The organism is Trichocoleus sp. ST-U2, assembly GCF_039961875.1.
Lineage (GTDB): Bacteria > Cyanobacteriota > Cyanobacteriia > Cyanobacteriales > FACHB-T130 > FACHB-T130.
Map to the genome: position 1 here is coordinate 1 of NZ_JAMPJY010000055.1, position 25,563 is coordinate 25,563.

The 25,563-nt window shown below is 47.2% G+C and carries 20 protein-coding genes; 7 read left to right on the forward strand and 13 right to left on the reverse strand.

The features are described 5' to 3' along the window. Positions 1 to 270 precede the first annotated feature (270 nt). Together NC996_RS24580 and NC996_RS24585 are read left to right on the forward strand one after the other, a co-directional pair. Positions 271 to 2,979, forward strand: coding sequence for an RNA helicase (locus tag NC996_RS24580; protein WP_190435553.1), 2,709 nt, complete (start codon positions 271 to 273; stop codon positions 2,977 to 2,979). 227 nt (positions 2,980 to 3,206) lie between these two features. Further along, complete coding sequence (locus tag NC996_RS24585; protein ID WP_242037480.1) at positions 3,207 to 5,948, forward strand: family 10 glycosylhydrolase; 2,742 nt, start codon at positions 3,207 to 3,209, stop codon at positions 5,946 to 5,948. 81 nt (positions 5,949 to 6,029) lie between these two features. Here NC996_RS24585 and NC996_RS24590 read toward each other — a convergent pair whose 3' ends face one another. From NC996_RS24590 to NC996_RS24635, 10 genes are all read right to left on the reverse strand, one after another. Further along, entirely contained in the window at positions 6,030 to 6,419 is a 390-nt protein-coding gene (locus tag NC996_RS24590) for a hypothetical protein (protein ID WP_190411312.1), read from the reverse strand. Positions 6,420 to 6,639: 220 nt separating this feature from the next. Continuing rightward, entirely contained in the window at positions 6,640 to 7,758 is a 1,119-nt protein-coding gene (locus NC996_RS24595) for a HAMP domain-containing sensor histidine kinase (RefSeq protein WP_190433714.1), read from the reverse strand. Next, positions 7,758 to 8,774, reverse strand: a complete 1,017-nt coding sequence (locus NC996_RS24600; protein ID WP_190683570.1) for an adenylate/guanylate cyclase domain-containing protein — start codon at positions 8,772 to 8,774, stop codon at positions 7,758 to 7,760. Before NC996_RS24600 ends, NC996_RS24595 begins: the two co-directional genes overlap by 1 nt. After that, a complete protein-coding gene (locus tag NC996_RS24605; RefSeq protein ID WP_190411309.1) occupies positions 8,775 to 9,272 on the reverse strand; it encodes a Rab family GTPase in 498 nt (165 codons plus the stop codon). Further along, entirely contained in the window at positions 9,272 to 11,053 is a 1,782-nt protein-coding gene (locus tag NC996_RS24610; RefSeq protein ID WP_190683574.1) for an OmpA family protein, read from the reverse strand. The genes NC996_RS24605 and NC996_RS24610 overlap by 1 nt, the downstream gene beginning before the upstream one ends. Positions 11,054 to 11,179: 126 nt before the next feature. Beyond that, positions 11,180 to 11,803: an OmpH family outer membrane protein gene (locus tag NC996_RS24615; RefSeq protein ID WP_190683577.1), complete on the reverse strand. Its 624-nt coding sequence runs from the start codon at positions 11,801 to 11,803 to the stop codon at positions 11,180 to 11,182. Between the two features lie 428 nt (positions 11,804 to 12,231). After that, positions 12,232 to 13,329, reverse strand: a complete 1,098-nt coding sequence (locus NC996_RS24620) for a YihY/virulence factor BrkB family protein (RefSeq protein ID WP_190683580.1) — start codon at positions 13,327 to 13,329, stop codon at positions 12,232 to 12,234. A gap of 99 nt (positions 13,330 to 13,428) precedes the next feature. Further along, positions 13,429 to 14,115, reverse strand: a complete 687-nt coding sequence (gene rnc / locus NC996_RS24625; protein ID WP_190683583.1) for a ribonuclease III — start codon at positions 14,113 to 14,115, stop codon at positions 13,429 to 13,431. A gap of 190 nt (positions 14,116 to 14,305) precedes the next feature. After that, positions 14,306 to 14,563 (reverse strand): hypothetical protein, encoded by a 258-nt coding sequence (locus tag NC996_RS24630; protein ID WP_190683587.1) that lies wholly within the window; start codon positions 14,561 to 14,563, stop codon positions 14,306 to 14,308. A 12-nt stretch (positions 14,564 to 14,575) separates the two neighbouring features. After that, the gene (locus NC996_RS24635) at positions 14,576 to 15,112 is read right to left on the reverse strand and encodes an NYN domain-containing protein (protein ID WP_348260032.1); all 537 of its coding nucleotides are present in this window, start codon (positions 15,110 to 15,112) and stop codon (positions 14,576 to 14,578) included. 483 nt (positions 15,113 to 15,595) lie between these two features. On the opposite strand from NC996_RS24635, the gene bchD reads away from it, so the two are divergent. After that, positions 15,596 to 17,659, forward strand: a complete 2,064-nt coding sequence (bchD, locus tag NC996_RS24640) for a magnesium chelatase ATPase subunit D (RefSeq protein WP_190683592.1) — start codon at positions 15,596 to 15,598, stop codon at positions 17,657 to 17,659. Positions 17,660 to 17,819: 160 nt separating this feature from the next. On the opposite strand, the gene NC996_RS24645 is transcribed toward bchD, so the two are convergent. The 3 genes from NC996_RS24645 to mnmG all read right to left on the reverse strand — a co-directional run bounded on the left by NC996_RS24645 (position 17,820) and on the right by mnmG (position 22,076). After that, positions 17,820 to 18,398, reverse strand: coding sequence for a TIGR04376 family protein (locus NC996_RS24645; RefSeq protein ID WP_190425136.1), 579 nt, complete (start codon positions 18,396 to 18,398; stop codon positions 17,820 to 17,822). Between the two features lie 115 nt (positions 18,399 to 18,513). Next, positions 18,514 to 19,806: a hypothetical protein gene (locus NC996_RS24650; RefSeq protein WP_190683597.1), complete on the reverse strand. Its 1,293-nt coding sequence runs from the start codon at positions 19,804 to 19,806 to the stop codon at positions 18,514 to 18,516. Positions 19,807 to 20,153: 347 nt separating this feature from the next. Further along, complete coding sequence (gene mnmG / locus NC996_RS24655; RefSeq protein WP_190683623.1) at positions 20,154 to 22,076, reverse strand: tRNA uridine-5-carboxymethylaminomethyl(34) synthesis enzyme MnmG; 1,923 nt, start codon at positions 22,074 to 22,076, stop codon at positions 20,154 to 20,156. Between the two features lie 222 nt (positions 22,077 to 22,298). Here mnmG and NC996_RS24660 point away from each other — a divergent pair, with 222 nt between their 5' ends. The 4 genes from NC996_RS24660 (at position 22,299) to NC996_RS24675 (ending at position 25,539) form a co-directional block, all read left to right on the forward strand. Continuing rightward, a complete protein-coding gene (locus tag NC996_RS24660; protein ID WP_190425141.1) occupies positions 22,299 to 22,634 on the forward strand; it encodes a hypothetical protein in 336 nt (111 codons plus the stop codon). Between the two features lie 413 nt (positions 22,635 to 23,047). Further along, a complete protein-coding gene (locus tag NC996_RS24665; protein ID WP_190425142.1) occupies positions 23,048 to 23,380 on the forward strand; it encodes a hypothetical protein in 333 nt (110 codons plus the stop codon). A 417-nt stretch (positions 23,381 to 23,797) separates the two neighbouring features. Further along, positions 23,798 to 25,327, forward strand: a complete 1,530-nt coding sequence (gene psbB / locus NC996_RS24670) for a photosystem II chlorophyll-binding protein CP47 (protein WP_190425144.1) — start codon at positions 23,798 to 23,800, stop codon at positions 25,325 to 25,327. Positions 25,328 to 25,440: 113 nt separating this feature from the next. After that, positions 25,441 to 25,539, forward strand: a complete 99-nt coding sequence (locus NC996_RS24675) for a photosystem II reaction center protein T (RefSeq protein WP_190411294.1) — start codon at positions 25,441 to 25,443, stop codon at positions 25,537 to 25,539. The last annotated feature ends 24 nt before the right edge of the window (positions 25,540 to 25,563 follow it).

Below are 25,563 nucleotides of genomic sequence, written 5' to 3' on the forward strand. Positions count from 1 at the left end.
CTCAAATTCTTCTACTTTGAGTCCAGTCAAGCTTTGAAACACATGAGGTTTATTGTGGATAGCGCCGTAGCTCAACATCGTAAACACCTCGGTCTTCGAGCAACAACCCTTCACTTCTAAACTACTCTATTTCCGATTAAGTCTATTGAATACCGCGTCCCTAGAGCCATTGTTAAGATAATTTATTCCTGGGAAGTCCTTTAGAATTAAAGGAAGCACAAGAAGACAGTTGATGGCGAGATTTAGCTGAATTCTGTTTGCAATTTTTTAATGGAACTATTTGACCGTACCGTGCCCACTACCATACCAGAGCTAGACCTCAAGACCTTATTTCCCTTTGAACTGGATCGGTTTCAGCAGGAAGCGATCGCGGCGTTAAATGCCGATTGCTCGGTCGTTGTGTGTGCCCCTACCGGGTCGGGAAAAACGCTGATTGGGGAATACGCCATTTACCGCGCCCTGAGTCGCGGCAAGCGTGTATTTTACACTACACCCCTGAAAGCGCTATCAAACCAGAAATTACGGGACTTCCGCGATCGCTTTGGGGCGGACCGGGTAGGGTTATTGACCGGCGATACGTCCATCAACCGGGATGCTCCAGTCTTAGTGATGACCACGGAAATTTTCCGGAATATGCTCTATGGCACCCGCATCGGCGAAGTCGGTACCTCCCTGACGGGTGTAGAAGCCGTGGTGCTAGATGAATGCCACTACATGAACGACCGACAGCGGGGCACGGTTTGGGAAGAATCCATTATTTATTGTCCCCACGAAATTCAGCTGGTGGCGCTTTCGGCAACGGTCGCCAACAGCGATCAACTCACTGACTGGTTAAATCGGGTTCATGGCCCCACCAAGCTGATTTACTCCGATTTTCGTCCCGTTCCCTTGCAGTTTCACTTCTGCAATCCCAAAGGACTGTTTCCCCTCCTTGATGACTCGCAAAAAAAAATAAATCCGCGACTCAAGCCCAAGCGCCCACAAACTAAAGAAAAAGGCAAAAAGCAAGACAGCCCAAGTTTAGTTTATGTCCTGAGCCATCTCTGGAAACGGGATATGCTGCCAGCAATTTACTTTATCTTCAGCCGCCGGGGTTGTGACAAGGCGGTGGATGAATTGCGGGAAGTGACGCTGGTAAACGAACAAGAAGCAAAACTTTTAAAACAGAAAGTTGAAGCATTTTTAGCCCACAATCCAGAAGCAGCGCGTAGCGGCGGGGTTGAACCGTTGCTGCGCGGGATTTCCTCTCACCACGCCGGAATTTTGCCAGCATGGAAAGGTTTGGTCGAAGAACTGTTTCAAGAGGGCTTGGTAAAAGTGGTATTTGCCACCGAAACCTTAGCTGCGGGGATTAATATGCCTGCGCGAACAACCGTAGTTTCTAGCCTTTCCAAACGTACCGACCGGGGACACCGACTGCTGACGCCCAGCGAATTTATGCAAATGTCGGGTCGCGCCGGACGTCGGGGTATGGACACCACGGGTCATGTAGTGACCTTGCAGACGCCTTTTGAAGGCTCAAAGGAAGCGGCTTATTTGGCAACCAACGGGCCTGACCCACTGGTGAGCCAGTTTACCCCCAGCTACGGCATGGTTTTGAACTTGCTGCAAACTCATAGTCTGGAAGAAGCGAGAGAGTTAGTAGAACGCAGCTTCGGGCAGTATTTGGCGACTGTGCATCTCGAACCCACTCGGAAAGCGATCGCTGACTTATCCGAGGAACTGGCAAAAATCGAAGCGGATCTGGCATCAGTAGACGATAAGAGCCTGCAACAGTATGAAAAGCTTCAGGAACGTCTTAGAGAAGAACGCCGATTACTGAAAATTTTACAAACCCAAGCCGAAGCCGAGCGATCGCGAGAAATTGCGATGGCGATCGCTTCTGTAGAACCCGGTACGTTGTTGAGTTTAAAAGGGAAACACATTCCGGTGTCTTCTCCTGTACCCGCTGTCTTAGTCACCAAAACACGCGGTTCCGGTCAATCGCCCTACCTAATTTGCTTAGGTGCAGATAACCGCTGGTATGTAGTCACTGCTGCCGATGTCGTCGCTTGCAGCCAATTACCCCGCGTGTCCAATGTTAAATCCGTACAGCCCCCGCCGGAAATGCCGATAAAACCCGGTCATTGCAAAAAGGGCACCGAATCCACAGAGGTCATTGCCCGTCAAATTGGCTGGGCTTGTCGGAACGACGCTTGCGGTCGTCCGGATGCGGATCTCGAAGAAGATACCGCCCCAGAAGTGGTCGCGCAACAGCAGCAAGTAGCCGCAGTGGAAGCGCAACTGCAAAATCACCCTGCCCATCAATGGGGCAATCCCGCTGCCCTCCTCAAGCGCCAGCAGCGCCGAGAGGGATTACTAGACCAAATTTCCCAGCTTCAGAGCTTGTTCCAGGACAGCCTGGCACGCCACTGGGAAGAATTTATGGACTTGATTGAAATTTTGCAACGCATGGGCGGGCTAGAGGGCGTGATGCCGACACCCCTAGGAGAAGCCGCTGCTGCGATTCGGGGTGACAACGAGCTGTGGATGGCTTTAGCCCTGATGTCGGGTAAACTCGACGAGTTAGATCCCCACCACTTAGCCGCTGCTTGTGCCTCCTTTGTGACCGAAACGATGCGACCGGATAGCTGGACGCACTACGATGCACCGGCTGAGATGGACGAAGCTTTGGGAGGTTTGCGGGGCTTGCGGCGCAACCTCTTCCAGCTACAGCGGCGGTATCGCGTAGCGCTACCAGTCTGGATGGAATATGACTTAACAGGTTTGGTAGAACAGTGGGCGTTAGGGGTTCAATGGGATCAACTCTGCTCCAACACCAGCTTAGATGAAGGGGATGTCGTCCGAGTATTGCGACGGACGGTGGATTTCTTATCTCAAATTCCTCATGTGCCTCACATTTCAGATTCGTTACAGCGCAATGCCTATCGGGCAATTCATCTAATTGACCGCTTTCCAGTTAACGAAGTCGTTGCTTAGAACCAGCGGTTCGCTGTCAAAAGGTCATTGTGATTTGTCCTTAGCCATTCGTCATTAGTTTGTTGCGACTAACTGAGGTCGTTGCTTAGAATGAGCGATTAGCCCTTGGCTGTTAAAAGAAGTCATTGGTGATTCGTCATGAGTCGTTAGTTTGTGGGTAATGACTGATAACTGATGGCTAAGGATGAAAAGCTAATCGCTAACAGCTATTTCAGGAGCAGCTTGTGTTGAGGAGTGGTTTTGGTTTGAAGCAGGAACGTCAGGGAAAGGAAAAATCTCAGGCTTGGAATTGGGTATTTTTAGTTTTAAATTTTTCCTGTTTATTTTTTAATTCTTTTCCTGCTGGTGCTGCACCGGGTGTACTGGGAGTCGTGAAAACCCAGGACAATGCTAACCAATGGGAGGGGATTACAACCCGCCTGGGACTGAGTGGTGTTGCCTACTGTGTGGTGGATTTACAACAAGTCCAGCAGGCGGCAGATTTAGCCGGTACGCAGGTTTTATTTTTACCGAATGTTGAAACCCTCAGTGCCGTACAGGTACAAGCAATCCAAGAATGGATGGGTAAAGGCGGGCGAGCGATCGCCACGGGGCCTTTAGGCACGCTTTCCCAAGCGAACGTGCGATCGCAATTGCGATCGCTCTTTGGCGCTTACTGGGGATTCGGTTTACAAAGCCCCTCCACCTTGGCACCCGCACCCGCTAAAAATCAGAGCTGGGTGCAACAGAACGGACTCGCTGGAACCGCCCAGGGGGGTGTAATCATTCCCGCCGGATTGACCAGTCAAACCGCTGCTGTCTGGAAGTCGGTTGAGAATCCACCGGCGGTCGTAACCACCGATCGCTCGGTCTTTCTGGGCTGGCGTTGGGGTGTCGATACTGCCTCTAGCCCAAACCTGGATAGCGCATGGTTGCGGGCATCCCTGAACCGCTACGGGGGAGTGAGAACAGCCAAAAATGCACCAACCAATGCGCCCCAGCAGTGTTCCTCCCCAGCCGGAACCACTGCGGCTGCCACACCACGCCCGCCAAACGGGCAGCCAAATTCAACGAATTCCGTTTCTCCAGGGACTGCGGCAGGTGGGACGCCTGCCACTTCCCGCACCCAGTCGGGAACCCCTATCCTTTTCCCTCCTGCCCCAGCAACCCAAGCCGCAGACGTCAACGCCGATGGTTTAGTGGCTCCACCTGGACTCGAAGTAAAACCAAGCTCCCAGCTCATCACAGGCGGACAAGCAACCGCCATGCGCCAGGAGTTGGAAGCGCTCATCGGACGCTTTGAGAGTGCAATGTTAACTGCCAACGCCACGAACAAGGTGGGAACGGCAAACGGAAATAATTCCTCAACCCAAACCAAGCTCATCGCTCAAACTTCTTCACGCTCTAATCAGGAATCAGCACTCAAAACTGCCCGGACAGGGTTGCAAAAATTTCTTCAGCTAGTTGACCAAAAAGACTACAGCGCTGCCCGACAGCAATGGCTCCAGGCGCGACGAACTCTCTGGGACAACTATCCCACCGACCGACCCCAAGGACAGTCAGAAATTCGGGCGATGTGGTTAGATCGGGGTACCATTGTCAGCGCTGGTTCGGAGCAAAAATTAGCAAAAATTTTCGACCGACTAGCAGCGTCAGGGTTTAACACGGTCTTTTTTGAAACAGTCAATGCGGGATATCCCATTTATCCCAGTCGCGTCGCTCAGATTCAGAATCCCTTGGTACGCGGCTGGGACCCCCTAGCTAGCGCAGTCAAACTCGCTCATGAGCGCGGCATGGAGTTGCATGCCTGGGTGTGGATTTTCGCCGTCGGCAACCAGCGTCATAACACCTTAGTCAAGCTTCCGAAAGAGTATCCCGGCCCGGTACTCGATCTGCATCCCACCTGGGCAGGCTACGATAACCGGGGGCGTTTATTCCACTTGGGTTCGGGAAAAACGTTTCTCGATCCGGCGAATCCGGAGGTACGGCGCTACTTAATACAGATGTTGGGGGAAATTGCCACGAACTATCAAGTGGATGGCATTCAGTTCGATTACATTCGCTATCCTTTTCAAGATCCCCGTGCGGGTTATGCTTTTGGTTACGGTACAGCGGCTCGTCAGCAATTTCAGCAGTTACACGGGGTCGATCCGGCAAAGATTTCGCCGAAAGACCGCAATCTATGGCAAAAGTGGACGCAATTTCGCACCAATGCCATCAACAGTTTTGTAGCAGATGCATCGAGAAGCCTACGCGCCTTAAAACCGAACCTGATTGTGTCAGCGGCAGTGTTTCCTTTTCCTGAAACTGAGCGCTTGCAAAAACTACAACAACATTGGGAAGTCTGGGCGCAGCGCGGAGATGTAGATTTGCTGGTGCCGATGACTTACGCTTTAGATACTAACAAACTCCAGAGTTTGGCACAGCCTTTACTTACTCAGGCTCTACTGGGTTCAACTCTAGTTTTGCCCTCGATTCGTTTACTGAATCTGCCAGATGTTGTGGCAATCGATCAAATACAAGCGCTGCGGAATTTTCCTGCCAGCGGTTACGCTCTATTTGCCGCCGAAAATCTCAACGAAAATCTGCAAGGTATCTTCCGCCGCACTCAGGGGAGGGAAATAAAATCATCCACAGAACCGTTGCCTTATCGCCAACCTTTCCTAGCCGCTGCGACTCGTTACGCGGCACTCCAAAAAGAATGGGATTTTCTTTTAGAAACTAACCAGTTTGGGATTAAGGCACCAGCACTCTCGGAATGGCGCAAACAATCAGAGGCTCTCTCAAATACACTGAATCAGCTGGCTGCGAATCCTTCTGCGAATAATCTGGCAAAGGCGAAAATTTCACTCCAAGCTTTTAAATTTCAGTTCAATCAATGGATGAAACGGGAAGGTATAGAGCAGCCCTACCAAGTTCAAGTTTGGGATAACCGTTTGGCAACTTTGGAAAGGCTACTGCGCTATGGCGAGCGAGGAATTAAGAATTAAAGATTCAAAAATAGGTGTAAAAAGCGATATATTGCCTATTTCTGAACTTATTTCCCATCCCAAGAAACGCTCAACCGTCTGTCATCGAGTGACTTGGAATGTTCCAAAAATCACTGTCATAATTAGTGCAACAGCAACAAAGAAGACCGCTATCAATATCAGCCAGTATTGGAGTGTATAAAGTTTTCTAAGTTCCCCAAGGGCACCAATCAAATTTTCCATATCGCTTCCCTGAGTATCGACAATAAGCTGGAAAGAAGAGGCTGCTTTACTTGTCCATAAACCAATGAAGATTTGAACAACGCCAGTGATAATGCCGCCAATTTCACCTTTTGCGATACTGACAATCCCATCTATAACCAGAAGCACCCCTAAAGCGATCAGAAAGTAGCTAACAAAGCGCATTTTCTGAGCAAGATCCCGAATCAGCTGGTTCTGCGTCTGGTCAAATTCGTACACTCGACTGTCCATTTTACGCTTTCTCCCGCACGAGCTCACTCAGATTTTACGATATTGCTGCCAGATTGAAATCACTTTGAGTGCAAAAAACTAAGAGCGATCGCTTTTTACCGTAACCAATACTACGTAGGTACGTTTCAATCAACGTAGGCTTTTGATAGTTCGTGGTTCATAGCAATGAACCATCCAACTTCTCCGCCCGAAAAATTTTATAGATAGTTAAAATCCAAATCTATGATTGCACAATGGGTCTAGGGAGCCGAAACCAAAATCGGGAACCTCGTTCACTACGGGGTGAATAACCAATACTGCCACCCCAGCGTTCAACCGTAATCCGACAAAAATAAAGTCCTAAACCGGCTTTGCCAGCTTTCTCTGTACCTTGAGAAAATTTTTGAAACAAATTTTTTGAAAGCTCCGGCGGTACACCAAAACCCTCATCGTCCACACTCACCAAAATAAATTCTCCATCTTCTTTGAGATTAACTGTCACAGTAGAACCAGATGGACTATGTCTAAGAGCATTTTCTACTAAGTTAAAAAGAACTCTCTCCAAACGCGAGTTTTCCCCAACTACCTTCCAATCTTTCGAGCTATTAATGTCAGCAGCCAATTGCAACTGCATTTTATGGAATGTAAAAGTTGGTAATAAAGCATCCACCACTTCCACTGCACAAATCATTGCATCTGGAGCGTGAGCAGGATCGAGTGAAAAAGCCTCTAGTGATTTTACCTCGGCAGAAAATGCCTTCAATATTTCCTGAATCAACATCTCTTGCTTGGTACATTGCTTCCTCCCGATTTCTAGGCGTTCTCTGCCTTTTGGTGTCAAATTGTCTAAAGCAAGAAGTGCAAAGCAGCAGTTAAGTCCCGTTAGTTGTCCTGCTATGTCGTGTACAAAGCAGTGAAGTAAAATTTCTTTTTTTTGTATTTCTTTAATAAGATGTTGATAAGTTAGATTATTTTGTCTAGCTTTCTGGATCAGAGACTGTTTTTCTTCATAAGCAAATCCCAAACACTCAATCAAGAGTATTTTCTTATCTTCCAGACAAACGGCTGATGCCTCTAGATGGCATTCGTTTCCCAATATATTAATTTCAGTCCACAGCCCGGATTTTAGGGGTTCTGTACCCTTTTCTTCCCAGAAATGTTCAGCATCGATGAGAAAGTTATCCAGAAAAGGGAATTGCTGACCCAAATTTAATCTATCCGGTTCCTGCGTAGTATTTACATGGAAATTATTAAACCAATCCGGCATCGTCCCAACTATTGTAAAAAATCCATTATCCAGGCGTTCTAAAATTACAATATTCAGGGCGGCAAAAAGCTCGTTTGTAATAGATTCTTTCATTATTTTACCAGGCAAGAATAAGTTCGTATAGGTTCAACAATTCCTTTTAATAGAAGGATATTTTCTAAAAAATCTTTTTTTATCTCATCAAGCTCTTGAAATGTATTTTCGTCGATGAGAATCTCACTGGGACGTGCCTGACTTTCCAAGCAAGCTGCTAAATTAACATAGTAGCCAATAGCGGTGAACATTCTGCTACCTTTGCTACCCAAAATACCCAAAGTAACGGGTCCCGAAGCGATACCAATAGCGATTTCGAGAGTTAAACCAAGCTCGCCTTTCCTCGCTTCACCTATCTCTGCAATGGCCTCAATTATGCCTCGTGCAGCTTTTATTGCCTGATTTTTAGGACATCCCGTTGAGGCAATAACCCCGAAGAAAGCCGTTATTACATCTCCAGTTATTTTATTGACTATCCCAGCTTCATCAATAAGTATCTGTATCATAATAGGAATACATAAATTTAATGTTTTAAAAACTACTTCAGGAGGGTTGTTTTCACTGTAAGAAGTGAGTCCACAAATATGGATGGAAAGAATAGTAACATCCCGTCGTTCTCCTCTGTCTTGTAAGGTTAGAACTGCTTGTGGCAATTGGGTAATGTCCTTTCCAAAATATTGATTTAATATTTTCCAGTGTTCCTCTCGCAAAAGGTTCAATTCGTTTCCTTGTTGTTGCATCAGACGGTGCTGGCTTTCTTCCAAAGTTGCATCTAATAGCAATACCCAGTCTCTCTCTTCTCCAGGTACAAGATGGACATCTGCGGAAAGTCCATATTCCGTTTTCATGCAAGGGATACAGATAGGAGAACCGTTCAGGGGAAAAAGACCTTCTAGAAAAAAGACTTGTTTCCCGATATATTCTCCTTTTTGCAAATCATTCACTCCATAGGCTTCCAGTTTCCCACCCCAATCTGACAAGCGACCATCTTTTTCTACCAGGAGATAGGCTGGAGAACGATTTTCAACAGCCAAAGTGTGAATATAATTCAGAATTGGCGAAGGGAGGTCAAGCATCTATGCCTCTATCATTTTCTTCGCAAGCGTTAGAAAAGCTTCTTCTACACCTAAACCTGTTTTTGCGCTGCTTTTAACGACTAGCCAACCTCTTTCTACTATTTCGTCCATTGCCGTATCATCAATATCCCATTCCTCCGTCAAATCCCATTTGTTGAGTACCAAAATGAAGGGAAGGGTGCCAATCGTATCTTCTACTCTTTTTTGAAGTGTAAAAGCTTTATCTAAGGTAGTACGGCGGGTTCCATCAGCTACCAGGAAATAGCCTGACGAACCCCGCAGGTAGGACATCCGAACTTTTTGAAATTCGTCTTCTCCATAAAGATCCCAAAGAATGAGATTTAATTCTTTCCCTCCAATATTGAGTGATTTTTTATCAATTTTTACTCCAACAGTTGTTTGATAAGTATCAGAGTAAATACTTTTAACAAAACGTGAGACTAAACTCGTTTTTCCGGTGGCGAATGCACCCACCATACACATTTTTTTCTGGATCATTACTGAGTTATTTCTCTCCCGGAGGTATCAGTTATTTTTACCTTGAAAGAGACGCTGCGATTCAATGATCGATCCTGTTGGGTCGTTTCTTTAGCCAAAATTTCTTTTGTGCCTACACCCACCGCAGAAAGATTGGTTTTCTTTATTCCTTGCGAAACTAGAGTAGAAAGGATGGCATCGGCACGCCCTTGGCTTAGGATCATATTTCTCTGCTCTGAGCCTATTTTGTTAGCGTGTCCTAAAATTTCAATTTGGACATTTTTACCTAAATAAGGCGCTGCATTTGTAATTTTTTTAACTTCTTTTATAAGGTTTTCTATCATGATCTCCTGGCCAGGTTCAAGTTGTGTACTTCCCTCTGTAAAAAAGAGTAACTGCTTTTCGATCTTGTTTTCACTAAGCTCAAGTTCTTTAAGTTCCATCTCAATAAGGTTTTTTTCGTCAAATTTATTAATTCCGGGAATTGCTCGCACCAGTTTTCTGGTTTCAATAATCCATTGATAAGGAGCAGAACCTTCAGCACGAAGAGTGCCCTTTTCATCAACGATTAAAGATACAGTTGCCGGAGGTTGAAGCAAGTCTTTCGCTCTAATTTCAGTAAATTTTGGATAAAAAGATAAGTAAGGCTCCCAGCGGCTAATAACTATTTTGGGATTAATATTTGATTCTTTCATGATCTTGATTGGATCTGCCGCCAAAGGATCTCGAAGTCCGGAAATAAAATATTTTCCCCGACGTTTCTCGGAAGTAACTACGGTCATTCCTGGCTGGGCATTTAATTTTTCCAAATACGCTGTCCATCGCTGTTTCTCTGTGAAGTCAAAAAAGAACCAGCTACCCAAAGCTATTAATATAGAGCTTAATAAAATCCATAGAACAGGAGAAGGTTTTGTCTTTTTGGGTTGATACTGGGCCTGAAAGCAATCTTCAAGATAAAGCGTGCTGCCTTCAAAGGGAGCAGTATCTCCCTCAAACAAATTAAATTTTTGGTCGTATTTGAGGTGAATTTTTTCTATTACTTCTTGGAAAACTAACTTAAATTCTTTGGGTGCATTTCCCCGGATAATCCCTGCTAATATTGCCTGCGGACCAGGTTCAATCCAGATAGTGAGTTCGCCAAACTGCAACGTTTCTAGGGAATCGCCGGTTTGTACGCTAAAAGAGTCTTGGACAAAATCCCGGATCGCTGTTAACATCGCTGAAACTAAGTCTGCATCCTGAGCGGCTACGTTTGGCGCTACTACGTGCTGAAGTAACAATCCAGTTTTTTTATGAATCAAAAAAACTTGTTCAACTCGATAGAGAAGAGTGCGGAGAAGAACAACTTCGGCAAATGATTTTCCTGTCTGTAAAGCTTCCAATCTCCACTTAAAGCCTTGTGGAGACAAGCTGTGTTCAACAGTTTGATTGAGGGACTGGACTGTAGTTTCCAGAGCTGTAGCGATCGCTTTGCGCGTGGCAGGGCCGATTACGGGGAAAATCGCCTCTGACAGGATATTCAGGTCTTTTGTGACCGATAAATGAATCGCTTCTTCAACCGTTGGCACGATTGCTTCGCTTAGCTGCTTATCTCGCATTGTCCGTAGGATAATCGCCTCTGGAAGCAGTTGGCTGATATCCTCTGCATGAATATTGGGATTATTTAGTCGCTCATGCAGTTTATCAAGTTCGCTTTGCTCAAAACCAAGAAGCAAACTCCGAAGTTCTGAGAGATCCTCGTTCGTTGAAAGATTATTTTCTGGAGTATTGCTAGATAAATCATGGGTAGAAGAGTCAGCCATTGCTCAAATCCCCCTATTCACAACTAAATTATTATGCCGATATCAGATGAGGGAGCTAGAGCGATTTAGTAGTCTATGGACGGATAATTTTGGATTCCCCCCTTAAAAATCTCTTTTGTAGAAAAATTATTCATTTCGAGAAATTCCCGGTTGAGTGTTAAGTCTCATTGCTAGTTCTGCAAACAGAGATGCCAGAGTTGAACGGTCTGTTTTATCCTTACGAAGTTCTTGGGCTTCTCGTTCAAGCGCAGCCAAAAGTTCTTCATATTTTTGCCTAATCTCATCGTCCAAATTTTTAGATTGCTCTAGAATCTGCTGACGTAACTCTCGCTCTTTCGTTGTAGTTTGTTCATCCAGTTGCGCGAGCTTCTTTTCCAAAGAACCAATCAAGTTTTTTAATTCCTGAGAAAGCCCTTTTACTGATTCGTCTCGTTCTGATTGCTCAGTTTTTAATCGGTCAGTTATAGATTCAAGTTCTTTTCGGAGGTAGTTTTCAATATTATCTAAACGTTTTCTCGTGTCATCGCGTAAGTTAGTGGATTCTTTCACTAAACGTTCTTCCAAACGAGCAAATCTTTTTTCGTATTCTCGCGTCTGATTCCCAAAAAGAATATCTCTGACTTTATCGAGATTTCCACTTTCTGTCCCATTTACACTAGGAAGCGAGGAATCACTTTTAGACTGAATTGGATTTGTTTGAGCGGATTCCAATTCTATATAATTGATGGAATTTTCTTCCGAAGAACTCATAAATTTAATCCTTCATTAAAGAAACTTATTGTTGTCTTATCTTCTTGTTTTTTAGGCAAGGAAGAAGTGGTTTATGGCGGCAAACCAGTAAATCGAGTTGTCTTCTAGAGCGCAAAAACCTCGCTTTTCGTACATTAAGACTTTACCCTAAAGGTCAGCGTCAGTAAATGCAAGGGCTAAAAGGACTGCCACAAGTATAAAAAAATCTATATTGCAAAGAACGGAAGGCTAGCCTTTTGCATCTTCCGTTACCATTTCCGTAAGGGGTGGACAAGGCACAAGCTAAAGTTGTTTCTGCCTTTACTGCTATCTTGCCTAAGAAAGTCAATACTTATGAGAAACTTGTAACAAACCAAAACATATATTGATAGCCTCTGCGCCCTAAGAAAACTCACCTAATAAATCTCTGCAAAATTCCTCAGAATACATCATTTTTGTTTGTTCTTCTTCCCCTTGGCTCCCACTAGAGATGCAAAGCCTTGGTAAACGCCAATCATTAAGGCGAGGACTGTTACCATCGGGTGTCTGGACTTTGGCGGATCTACCCGTTGTATGGTGCTGGTAGAGGTTCCAGAGGAGCGATCGCCTTGGTCTTGTGCGGCAGCGGCTTTGATGTCGTCAGTGCGCGGTATTCCCTGCTTTGCCCTCGCTTCTTCACTAAGGGGTACGGCATTCTTAGAGGGGACAATTCGAGAGCCGTACTTGTTGGCGTAGACTTGAGTAAATTCGGCACCGAAAAAGAGAATCTGGGCGGAATAATTTACCCACAACAGCAGCACTACAAATGAGCCAGCTGCGCCGTAGGTTGAGCCGACACTGCCATTGCCTAGATACAACCCCAGTAAGTACTTACCAATGGTAAATAGTAAAGAGGTAATGGCGGCACCGATCCACACGTCACCCCAGGCAATTTTCGCATCTGGCAAAATTCTAAACATCAACGCGAACAGCACCGTCACGACGCCGAAGGAGATGAAAAAGTTTAGGGCTTGCAGGAAGGGCAAACCGGGTATCAAGTGGCCCAAATAGTCGCCTACTGATGTCAAACCGGCACTCAAGATCAACGAAACTAAGAGCAAAAAGCCGATGCCCAGTACCATTGCAAAGGACAAAAATCGGTCTTTGATAAAGCCTTTGATGCCGCGTCCAGGCTTGGGGGCGACTTCCCAGATGGTGTTGAGTGAATCTTGCAGCTGACCAAAAACGCCGGAGGCACCGAACAGGAGGAGACCAACGCTAATCAGAGTGGCAATTGTGCCTTCCTCTGCCTTGCGAGAATTTTGGATCATCTCTTGGACAGCTTCAGCACCCTGCTTGCCTAGCAATTCTCGAAGTTGCGTAACAATTCCCCCCTCAGCGGCTTCTTGTCCAAATACCAAAGCCGCGATCGCGATCGCAATAATCACTAGAGGTGCCAGAGAAAATACGGTGTAATACGCCAGCGCCGCCGCTAACCGCGATGCCTTATCTTCTTGCCATTCTGAAAATGTGTCTTTAAGCAGTCCTACTATATCTTTTGGCTTCATAACTAACTTCTAGTCTGCGCTACCACTCTTCTTTGAGTTTGCAGCGCCTTGTCAAGAAGTTAAAAGACCCGAAAGTTAGAGTTTTTCCAGAATTCCAGCTTACACCAGCCCTCGTTTTTTCAGTTTGGACAGTGCATCTTCAGCAGCAGCTTTCTCAGCATCTTTTTTGCTGCGTCCTTTACCTTCCCCGTAGGCTTTATCACCTACAAACACTGTGGCGATGAACTCTGGAGCATGGGGTGTTCCGCCTGCTTGTTTTGTGACATATTTCGGTGGCGCTGAACCAAGCTCAGGATCTGCTTGCACCCATTGCTGAAACCGATTTTTTGAGTCCACATTGGAGAGAGACACTACAATATCCTCCGGAACGGAATCAAATAGCGGTTCTACAAAATCGCGGACTTTCTCAATATCTGACTTGTTATCTAGATAATAAGCGCCGACGACCGCTTCAAAGGTGCTGCTGAGTAAATTTGGATTCTGGTAGCCTCCTTCGCGCTTGGCACCTTCACCTAACCGCATTTGGAAGTTTAAACCAATTTCGGTAGCGAACTTTGCTAGCTGCTTTTCATCTACTAGCGCGGAACGCCTACGAGTCATTTGGTCTTCTCCCATATGTGGGTGACGACGATAGAGATATTCGCCACTTAAGAAAGTTAGCAAAGCGTCACCCAAAAATTCTAGACGTTCGTTGTTTTCGCACTCTCCGGGGTTTTCATTGGCATAAGAACGGTGAGTAAGCGCATGCATCAAAAGTTTTCTATTCTGAAATTTTGGCAATTCCATTTTTATTTCTCCTGGCTTTGGGTAAATTAATTGCATGGAAATATTAGTACTAGTAACTGAATGGTTATTAACTTAGTGAACACGAAAAAACCGCTTACTAGCGGTTTTTTGAATCAACCCGGCTTGGATAGAAACCGGGTTTTGATAAGTAGCGATCGCTTGATTATCTAGCTTTTAGCAATCTGCTTAACTATACTAACAACATTTCTTCATTTTGCAATTTGATTTTCCCCTCTTTTTCAACAGCAGCAACAAATTTTTTGAAGCGTCTAAATTTCGTACCGTCAGGTTTACAAATAGTGGAACCCCCTTTATAGTTGGGAAAACACTGACTGTGACTCATCAGGCTAGCAATGATGGAATATGTTGTACGCTTACCTTTGCTGACCGCAGTTTTGATAGCTTCAATAAGGCAGTCAACACCATCATCGTAGTTGATATCAGACAACTTGCCATCTTTCTAAATCACAGCCTTGTTGCGAACTAAGTTAGGTAACTCGTCTAAAAAGTAAATTTCATCAGCAACAATTTTTAGGCTTAGCTTCACATTGCCTTGTCGAGCGACAACTATCGCCTTTTTACTCAATTTTTTCTGATTCAAAACTAAGTATTTGAAATCCCCATCTCCTGATACAATAATAGCCACATCGGGAGGTTGGTTGCCGTGAATATCTTCAAGATAGTCAGCCATCAATTGATTATCAGCACTATTTTTTAAAGGACAAGGAACATCAATACCAGCAAAACCAAGGTTTTCTAGATTTTCTTTGTCATAAGCCATGTTTATGCACTTTGAATTGTAGTAAACCTTTGCACTTATCAAATGTCCTTGCAAATTGGCAAAACTTACCAATAACTTTGCATTTCTTTCTGTGAAGGGGACGTTTTGAGAATCCCAATAAATCGAAACTAAGGGTTCTTGATTGTTTGTTTTTATTTGGGAATAGCCAAGAATACTTGTCATTTTGATACGTCCAAATACTAAGTTAATGGACATCCAAAAATCGTGCATTTAGCTTTAGCAAAAAGCCGCTTATAGGGATTTAATAAAGATAAAATAAACCCCGAATAAGTTAATAGCCTAATCAACTTTTCTGCTTGGGAATTATTGAATTTGCAGTCTCAGGTGTAGGGTTTTTCGCCTCTTAACAAGCGGTCAATCAATCACTTGATTGAACATTAAGCCGGATATTTTGTCATTTTCCCGAAATTTTGGTCGTTAAATTGACCTAATATCAGACTGAATGTTCAACCAAATGATTGATTGAGACGCTCAGCAAGAGACTAAAAACCCTGCACCTGAGACAGCATTCAAAACTCCGCGATTTTTAATGCGTAATTTTTTTCTGCCTGCGTTGAATGTAACATCAGCAAAAATTGGATGTCAAGAGTAATTGGGTTGATTTGAAGCGTAGGACTTAGTTGAAGGCGACAAACTTTGCGCTATGCTGAAAAATTGGACTTGCATCGCTTTAAAAATATGCCTGCATCTGTAGCTAACCCCGCCTTCCCCCTTGCTGCTGTTGTGGGGCAAGAAGCAATAAAAATGGCGCTGCTATTGGCAGCAATTGATCCCGGACTGGGAGGGGTAGCGATCGCGGGTCGTCGCGGGACTGCTAAATCGGTCATGGCACGCGCCTTGCACTCCCTTCTGCCCCCCATAGAAGTCGTCAAAGGATCGATTAGCAATTGTGACCCCGATTCCCCCAGCGAGTGGGATGACAAATTATTGGCAGAAGCGAATGCCCAGCCAGATGCCCCGATTGACGCACAGGTGATTCCGGCTCCATTTGTGCAAATTCCTTTGGGAATCACAGAAGATCGACTGCTGGGTTCTGTGGATGTCGAGCAATCCGTTAAACAGGGAGACACGATATTTCAGCCTGGGTTACTGGCGACAGCACACCGGGGTGTCCTCTATGTAGACGAAATTAATCTACTTGATGAGCAAATTGCTAACCAACTGTTGACTGTTTTATCGGAAGGACGCAACCAGATTGAGCGGGAAGGGATTAGCTTTCAGCATCCTTGTAAGCCTTTATTTATTGCCACTTACAACCCGGAAGAAGGGCCACTGCGAGAACATTTGCTCGATAGAATTGCGATCGCGCTTTCCGCTGATGGCGTACTCGGTTTAGATGAACGAGTGCAAGCAGTAGAACAAGCTCTCGCCTACGCCAAATCTCCGGAACAATTTCTAGAACAGTACACCGAAGACATCGACAACCTCAAAACTCAGATTGTATTGGCGCGGGAATGGCTTAAAGATGTCCGGATTACCCGCGAGCAAATTGCTTATCTAGTTGATGAAGCAATTCGAGGCGGAGTGCAGGGACATCGAGCCGAACTCTTTGCGGTGCGAGTTGCCAAGGCTGCGGCTGCTTTAGAGGGGCGCACTAACGTGACGGCGGAAGACTTGCGCCGTGCAGTGGAATTGGTGATTGTGCCCCGCGCTACAGTCGTGCAGACACCACCAGACGAAACGCCTCCACCGCCTCCCCCACCGCCACCGCCCCAAGACGAATCTCAGCAAGAGCAAGATGAGCCGGATGAGAAGGATGAAGAGGAACCGGAAGAACCCCAGGAGGATCAGTCGAGTATTCCGGAAGAATTTGTCTTCGATCCAGAGGGTGTCATCCTCGACCCTACCGTGCTTTACTTTGCTCAAATGGCGCAACGTCACGGCAAGTCGGGCAGTCGCAGTCTCATCATTTCAGAAGATCGAGGGCGCTACGTCAAGCCAATGTTGCCGAAAGGCAAGGTGCGGCGAATTGCTGTTGACGCGACGCTCAGAGCCGCTGCACCCTACCAAAAGGCAAGGCGGGAGCGAAACGACGTTGCGATCGCTCAATCCCTCGGTGGTCAGGGAGGGCAAAGAGGAGATCGGCGGGTATTCGTCGAGCAGGGGGATGTTCGCTCCAAGCGCTTAGTCCGTAAAGCCGGAGCGCTCGTCGTTTTCGTCGTCGATGCCTCTGGCTCGATGGCGCTCAACCGAATGCAGTCAGCCAAGGGTGCAGTGATGCGCCTGCTGACGGAAGCCTATCAGAACCGCGACCAAGTGGCGTTAATTCCCTTCCGGGGAGAACAAGCCGATGTGCTGCTACCGCCAACCCGTTCGATTGCCTTAGCGCGGCGGCGTCTGGAGCTATTGCCTTGTGGCGGCGGCTCCCCTCTGGCTCATGGTTTGACTCAGGCAGTGCGCGTCGGGATGAATGCTCAGATGTCTGGGGATATCGGTCAGGTGGTGATTGTGGCGATTACCGATGGACGGGGAAATATTCCTTTAGCTCGTTCTTTAGGCGAACCGATGCAGGAAGGGGAAAAGCCGGATATTAAAGCTGAATTGTTGGACATTGCTTCCAGAATTCGCGCTTTGGGGATTCAGTTGTTAGTGATTGATACGGAAAATAAGTTTATTTCCACTGGATTCGCAAAGGAATTGGCAAAGCAATCTGGGGGGAAATATTATCACTTACCCAAGGCAACCGAGCAAGCGATCGCTGGAGTGACCAGAGGCGCGATCGCAGATATGAAATCTCGCTAGTACAAAAATCTCTAGGAACCCCTCCCCCAACCCCTCCCCGCTTGCGGGGGAGGAGCGCTGAAGCCGCAGGCGATCGCGGGGTGGGGTTCTTTTATTACGGGTAATTAACCAGAGCTAATATCACTTCTCCCGATTACCAATTACCCATCTCAAAAACTTTTCACCGCCCGATATTTCGCTTCAACTGCTCAAGCTCGTCGTCCGCTTCCCAGTGCTTAAATTTAGCCTCTAATGGATCGGGACCACTGTTGATCGGGCGGTGGTAATTCTGATTCCAGCCAACCGTCTCCGCACGCTGCTGAGCTTGAGAACTTGTACGCGCTGCTTGCGCCTGAACAGCTTTGGTATGGACTTCCTGGCGGCGAACTTGAATTTGACGCTGTAGCTGTTTTGCTTGCTCGCTTCGCTGTTTAATCCCTTGCATCTGTCCCCAAAGTTGATTACCTTGACGTAGCAGAGCTGCTTCTCGCTCTTGGGCAGGCTGGACTAAATCGAACCTGTTGGCAGCTTTTGCCTTTTCAATCCGGACATGCCAGCGCTGAATTTCTTGAGCGGTTGAGAGGATTTCATCTTGTAATTTTTTCTCTTGCAGTTGCAGGTCTGCAATCAGCTTAAGGGCATCATCTTCTTGTTCCCGTAGCTGCTCCTCTAGCGCCTGTAATTCCAAATGAGGATTATTCCGCAAGAATTCTTCTAATCGGGTTTCTAAAAACCGGCTGAAATCGTCAAATAGACCCACTGCAAGAACTCCCACTACAGGTTTGTCATTATGTTAGCAATTAGGAGCGATCGCTCATCAGCCATTAGTCATTAGTCATTAGTAATAGACTTATGAGTGATCTCTAATGACTCATTTAAAACTTCTGCCCAACATAAACAGAACGGACTTCTCCGTTGCGTCGGATAACCGCTTCCTGATTCGAGATGGAAACCAAAGTCCATCCGCTAGAGCCAATGTTTTCGCCCACGCGGATGCGGTTGGCAACACCGCCGAAGTCAAATAGAGCAGCAGAGCGATCGCCCAATTCTAAGACTCCCACAAGCGTATGCGTCGCCGTAGGAGCCGGATCTGGGTTGGGTGCGGGTACTGCGGCTGGGGGCGCGGGGGGTGCTGGGGGTGCCAGGGGTGGTAAGGCAGGGATGGGAAGCCGAGGCATTGTGGCAGCCATCGGAGGCAGTGTCAGAGGTTTGGAACCCAATGAGGGTGCTGAGGGACGAACCGACGGTGCCGGACGACTGACTGGGGGTTTGGGACGCACTGGCGGCATCAAATTCACTGAGGGTGCGGGACGCACTGGCAGCATCGAACTCACTGAGGGCGCGGGACGCACCGGCGGTACCGGACGCCTTGGTAGTGATGGAAGCAAGGGAGGACGGACTAAGGGGGAAACGCCTTGCAGTCCTAGGGCAGATTGTGGAACCACAGACTGACTTTGGGGTGATGGATAGATGGGAATGTAGACTCTTTCCATAACACCCGATCCTCTCGCTGCCCCAGCCGTATTTCCGGGGACAGTTGTCACGGGCGGCAGATTTGTCCCTTGGGGCGCGGCGGCACTTCCCGTGCGTTTGTTCGCGTCAGCTTTGCGATCGATGACTTCGAGCGATCGCTGCATATAGTTCACAAACTGCTCATCTGCTTTAGACTGAACCTCTTGGCTGACGGGTGTAACCGTTGCGGGGGGCGAAAAGAGCCAATTGAGCCTGCCCTGGCTCACCAGCCACAGTAGCAATGTAGCTGCCGCCGATGTCAAAGCCAGTCCCAACAGGAGTTTCTCAAATAATTTGCCTTCCCCACGATCCTTGTTGTCTTCGGGTTGAATCTCCTCCACGCTGATATCCAGCGCCAGAGGCGTTTGCACAATACTGCGGGGTGTATTGTCTGGTTGCTCCGGGAGCAGCTCCTCTGGTGGAACCCAGGTAGGGGGCAATGTGACTTGCGAAACTTGGACAGGTTGTAAGGAGATATACTCTGACTGCGGCTGCTCTGGAGTTGAGATGCTGCCGCCCTCCAAAACCCGGTCGATGTCTGCAAACAAGTCGTCCATCAATTGATCGGCATATTTGTCAACCGACCAAGGTTGGATAGAAGTGGAATTTGCCAAGGGTGCTGAGTCCCTCTGGTTATTGCTAACATCCTGAGTCATCGATTGCTCACTCTCGTGGCTACACTGAATCAACGATAAGCCTTAAGACATTTGATGGGGCTTATATCGGTAAATAAATTCCTAATTGTGGGACATTATTCCCTAAGGCAATCAGTTGTCAATGCTCCCTGACTGATTGGTTCAAAGAACGCCTTACTTCTAGCTTATATTTTCCCGTGGCGACCAAGCCAATTTTGTCTTTAAATTGGGCTTGACCCAGTTAGCAAACCATGCTTTTTGTCACTTGTCAATTGTCAACGGGTAGACAGGCGACGAATCTCGTCTCTCGGTCAGTTGTTGATGTTTTTACCACTCACCCAGGCAAGGAGGCGGTACCAAAAAAGCCTCTACGATGACTGGCTGCTAACCAAGGCGGTTTGCCGAGAGCGTAATTCTAGATATACCAGTAAAGCGTTGATATCAGCCGGATTGACGCCGCCAATTCGAGCTGCTTGACCAATCGTGAGCGGTTGCACTTGCGCTAACTTTTCACGAGACTCCTTCGAGAGAGTCTCGATCGCTGCATAATTTAGATCCGGCGGTAGCTGGCGGTTTGCATGACGGCTCACTTGGTCAATTTGGTGCTGCTGACGCTGGAGATACCCAGAGTATTTGAGATCGATTTCTGCGCCTTCTTTCTCCACGGAGTCTAGACTGGGGTTGCTCAGTCCGTAACGATCTAAGTCAACGTAATGGAAACCAGGGCGTCGTAGCAAATCAGCCAGAGTAATCGAGCCTTTGATGGCTTGTTGGGTGTCAGACGCGATCGCCTTCCCGATCTCATCATGCTCCTTAATCCGCGTCGAGTACAACCGTTCCTTCTCAGCAGCAATATTCGCTTGCTTGTGTTGGAACAACTCCCAGCGACGGTCATCAATTAAGCCGACTTCCCGACCCAGCGGCGTCAAGCGCTGATCTGCATTATCCGACCGCAGTAACAACCGATACTCAGATCGGCTAGTTAGCATCCGGTAAGGTTCCCGCAAATCTTTGGTACACAGATCGTCCATCAGCGTCCCGATGTAACTGTGTTCGCGCGGGAATACAATCATTTCTTGATTGCGGACAAATCGAGCTGCATTAATTCCCGCTACAATGCCTTGAGCAGAGGCTTCTTCATACCCGGTCGTGCCGTTAATTTGCCCAGCACAAAATAGTCCCTCTACCTTTTTGGTCATCAGTGTCGGATAGCACTGGGTTGCGGGTAGATAATCATACTCCACCGCATAAGCTGGACGCAGCATCATACAGTTTTCTAAACCGGGGAGAGTCCGCAACATCTGCAACTGCAAATTCTCTGGCAATCCCGTCGAAAAGCCTTGAATATACAGTTCTGGAATATCCCGTCCTTCCGGTTCAATAAAAATCTGGTGGCTTTCCTTATCGGCAAAGCGCACAATTTTATCTTCAATGCTAGGACAATAACGTGGCCCCTTGGCATCTACCCAACCGCCATAGACTGGCGACAGGTGCAGGTTTTCCCGAATAATCCGGTGAGTTTCCGGTGTCGTCCGGGTGAGATAGCAAGGCATCTGCTCCCGTTCTACCCAAACTGAGGGGTCAAAGCTGAACCACCGCACCTCCGTATCACCCGGCTGGGGTTCCAAATTCGTATAGTCTAGCGATCGCTTATCGACCCGTGCTGGAGTTCCCGTCTTTAGCCGTCCTGTTTCAAATCCGAGTCGATTCAAGGTTTCCGTCAACCCAACTGCGGCAAATTCCCCCGCACGACCTGCTGACATCGACTTGTTCCCGACCCAGATGCAACCCCCTAAAAAAGTGCCCGTCGTCAGGATGACTGCTTTACACCCAAACGCCACACCAAAATAAGTTTCGACGCCAATCACTTCATCGTTAGCGCCCATTACTAAATCTGTGACCATGCTTTCGCGGATTGTCAAGTTTTCCTGGTTCTCGACAATCTCCTTCATCACCGCCGCATATTCCCGTTTATCCGTCTGCGCCCGCAATGCCCATACCGCAGGCCCTCGCGATGAGTTCAGAATCCGCTTTTGTAGGTAAGTGCGATCCGCCATTTTCCCAATTTCCCCACCCAACGCATCGATTTCGTGAGTCACCTGGGACTTGGCAGGGCCACCGACTGCTGGGTTACACGGTTGCCAAGCAATTTTGTCCAGGTTAAGGGTTAGCAGCAGGGTACGACAGCCCAATCGTGCTGTAGCGAGGGCAGCTTCGCAACCGGCGTGTCCGGCTCCGACTACAACAACATCAAAAGCGTCTTGAAATTCTACGGGCGATCGCGTGGTCATGGTCATGGTAAGTGTCTGAGTAGCAAGGACTCATCCTTCATATTAGCGATTACACCAGTCTGCTTGGAGTTTCAGCCATTGAGTGGCAAAATAAACCCGATTTAGACAGTATATAGACTTAATTCTATCGGGTGATTCTTTTCAAGTTAAAGCATATCACTCGGATTTGTCGGATGAGGTTTCGTATTCAAGATTTGTCGATTGAATACAAGGTTGGTTACTATGCCAAAACTCAGATTGATTTCTCTGTACTGCGAACGGACTGAAGACAACGCCGGGGCTGATGAAGCTTACTTGGTTGTGAATGGACAACAAGTTGGAGGCGTACAAAGTATCAACGATCGCGAAGCACGCAACCTCACTTATATCCCGCCGATTTCTTTTACATCTTCTGCTGAAATTCGGCTTTATGACCAAGATACGGGGATTTTCGATAAGGATGATTATCTGGGCACGTTAAATGCTTCCAGTAGTCAATTAGGTCGTGGAGAGCAACGGGGTAAGTTTACTGAGGATGATGCTGACTACACTTTGACCTGGGAAGTTCTGGCAGATTAAGTATTCTTGCTTTGTCTGTTTTTACTTTATAGGGAAAAAGTTGCATAAAACGTTTTAAAAAGACACGGTTTTCCGTGTCTTTTTAATTCATTATTATCTAGCTAAAGTATCTTTTTTGTAGAGTATTTTATTTTAAATCATATAAAGTGCGATCGCCTTCATCAACCAAGATACGTTAGCCAAGGGACGCTTTGTTCGCTTCGCCTTGAATCCTTTTGCATTCCCTCAAGCTCACATAAGGGCGATCGCCAGTCATGCTTCTTGGAAAGGGTAACCAAATATACTTATAAGTTTAATTTATATTCTTTTGCTGAGTGGATTTCGTCATAACCAGGACATCTGGGTGATAGAAGTGGTAGTTAATGGTGAACAACTTCCAAATCTAGGGCCTGTATAAAGAAAGTTGAAAGTTCGTGAAGTATTTTTTCCTTTCTGATGGATGGACTGTCGGTCGAGTATGGGAATTCGGCGGCTTGTGGAACGAAAACTCTTGGCGACGCAAACCCGAAATTCAGCAAATGAACCTTTGCATCTTCGAGCAGGGCGAAAAACTGTGGCTGTATCGAGTAGAAGACGCCATTCTTATGGTCGAAGTCAAACCCACAGCTCATGTCCCAACTGAGTCAGCCAATCAGAATATTGGTCAAGTAGTGCTAAAACGCTTGATTGATGCTGAAGAGGTCATCCAGAGAATGAACGAGTCAGCAGCGTTACCCCAACTCAGCAGCACCCAGGAGTCGGGATGAAAGGTTAAGAATGCGATCGCTACCTTAATCCCAACTGTCAACCCGCTTGCAATGGATTCTAACAATAGTTACACTTCTTTAAATGGTAACTCCCCTCGGTCTTCCGACCTAGGAATGGCGTGAACCTGGTGTGACGAGGCCAAAAACCTCATCGACATGATAAATCGTGTCTGTAACATCTGCCGAGGTAAAACATCAAGTACGCGAAACTCTCATGCAAAAAGCCTGCAATCGGCATGGCTCTTGAAGCTAAGAGTAGGTAACATAATCTTTCATTTTCACTTTTGCCTTGTGAAACAGTCCCGCAGTCTTGCAAGAGAGCTTCTCTGGCTTAGATTATGGTAAACAACGGCAAATCGCACATAAAAAAAGAAGCGTCGAAGTAGACACTTATTCATCTGAGGAGGAGCGTAGTCAATGGGACTACCCTGGTACCGAGTACACACAGTCGTCCTGAACGATCCAGGTCGATTGATATCTGTACACCTGATGCATACTGCCCTCGTGGCAGGCTGGGCCGGTTCGATGGCCCTGTACGAACTCGCAATTTTTGACCCCAGCGACCCAGTCCTGAACCCCATGTGGCGTCAGGGGATGTTTGTACTGCCATTCATGGCTCGCTTGGGTGTAACCGAATCCTGGGGTGGTTGGAGCATTACTGGCAGCTCAGGAAACTACCCTGGCGTATGGTCATTTGAAGGCGTTGCTGCCGCTCATATCGTCCTTTCCGGTCTGCTGTTCCTAGCTGCCGTCTGGCACTGGGTTTACTGGGATTTGGAACTGTTTAGAGACCCCCGCACCGGCCAACCAGCGCTCGACTTGCCAAAGATGTTTGGCATTCACCTGCTTTTGTCGGGTCTTTTGTGCTTTGGATTCGGTGCATTCCACCTGTCGGGGCTATTTGGCCCTGGTATGTGGGTTTCCGACCCCTACGGTATCACTGGCAGCGTCCAACCTGTCGCGCCAGAGTGGGGACCCGATGGCTTTAATCCGTTCAATCCTGGCGGTGTCGTCGCTCACCACATTGCAGCAGGTGTCGTAGGAATTATCGCTGGTTTGTTTCACCTAGCAGTTCGACCCCCAGAGCGGCTCTACAAAGCTTTGCGGATGGGGAACATCGAAACCGTGCTTTCCAGCAGTATTGCCGCTGTATTCTTTGCCGCCTTCGTTGTGGCAGGTACGATGTGGTACGGCAGTGCTACAACTCCGATTGAGCTGTTTGGTCCCACCCGCTATCAGTGGGATGGCGGTTACTTCAAGCAAGAAATTGACCGGCGCATTCAAGCCAATATTGCTGAAGGGGCGAGCGCTTCCGAAGCTTGGTCGCAAATTCCAGAAAAACTCGCATTTTATGACTATGTCGGAAACAGCCCTGCGAAGGGTGGTTTGTTCCGCGCAGGTCCAATGAATAAAGGAGATGGGATTGCTCAGGCTTGGTTAGGGCATCCAGTATTCAAAGATGCTGAAGGTCGGGAATTGTCGGTACGTCGTCTTCCCAACTTCTTTGAAACCTTCCCCGTGATCTTGACCGATAAAGACGGTGTGATTCGCGCCGATATTCCGTTCCGTCGGGCAGAATCAAAAAATAGCTTTGAGCAAGCGGGTGTCACCGTAAGCTTATACGGCGGTGCTTTGGATGGGAAAACTTTTGATGACCCCGCTAAAGTGAAGCAATTTGCTCGGAAAGCTCAGCTGGGTGAGCCTTTTGCATTCGACCGCGAAACGCTGAATTCTGACGGGGTGTTCCGCACCAGTCCCCGTGGCTGGTTCACGTTCGGACACGCTGTATTTGCTCTGCTGTTCTTCTTCGGGCACCTCTGGCATGGCTCTCGGACTCTGTTCCGGGATGTGTTTGCTGGGGTTGAGGCTGACCTGGAAGAGCAGGTTGAGTGGGGTCTGTTCCAGAAAGTGGGTGACAAGAGTACCCGCAAGAAGGAAGCTGTCTAGAAATGTAATCAGGCGAAAGGCAAAAGTTAAGTATTTTTCTTTGACCTTTTGCCTTTTTAGTTTTTCTTGACAAGGTAGACTGGTAGTAAAGCAAACAATCAGGAAATTCTGATATGGAAGCCGCTGCTTACATTTTGATTTTGACCCTCGCATTGGGTACTCTCTTCTTTGCGATCGCTTTCCGCGAACCTCCTCGGATTGAGAAGAAGTAGTTCGCACCTAAAGCTCGCAGCACT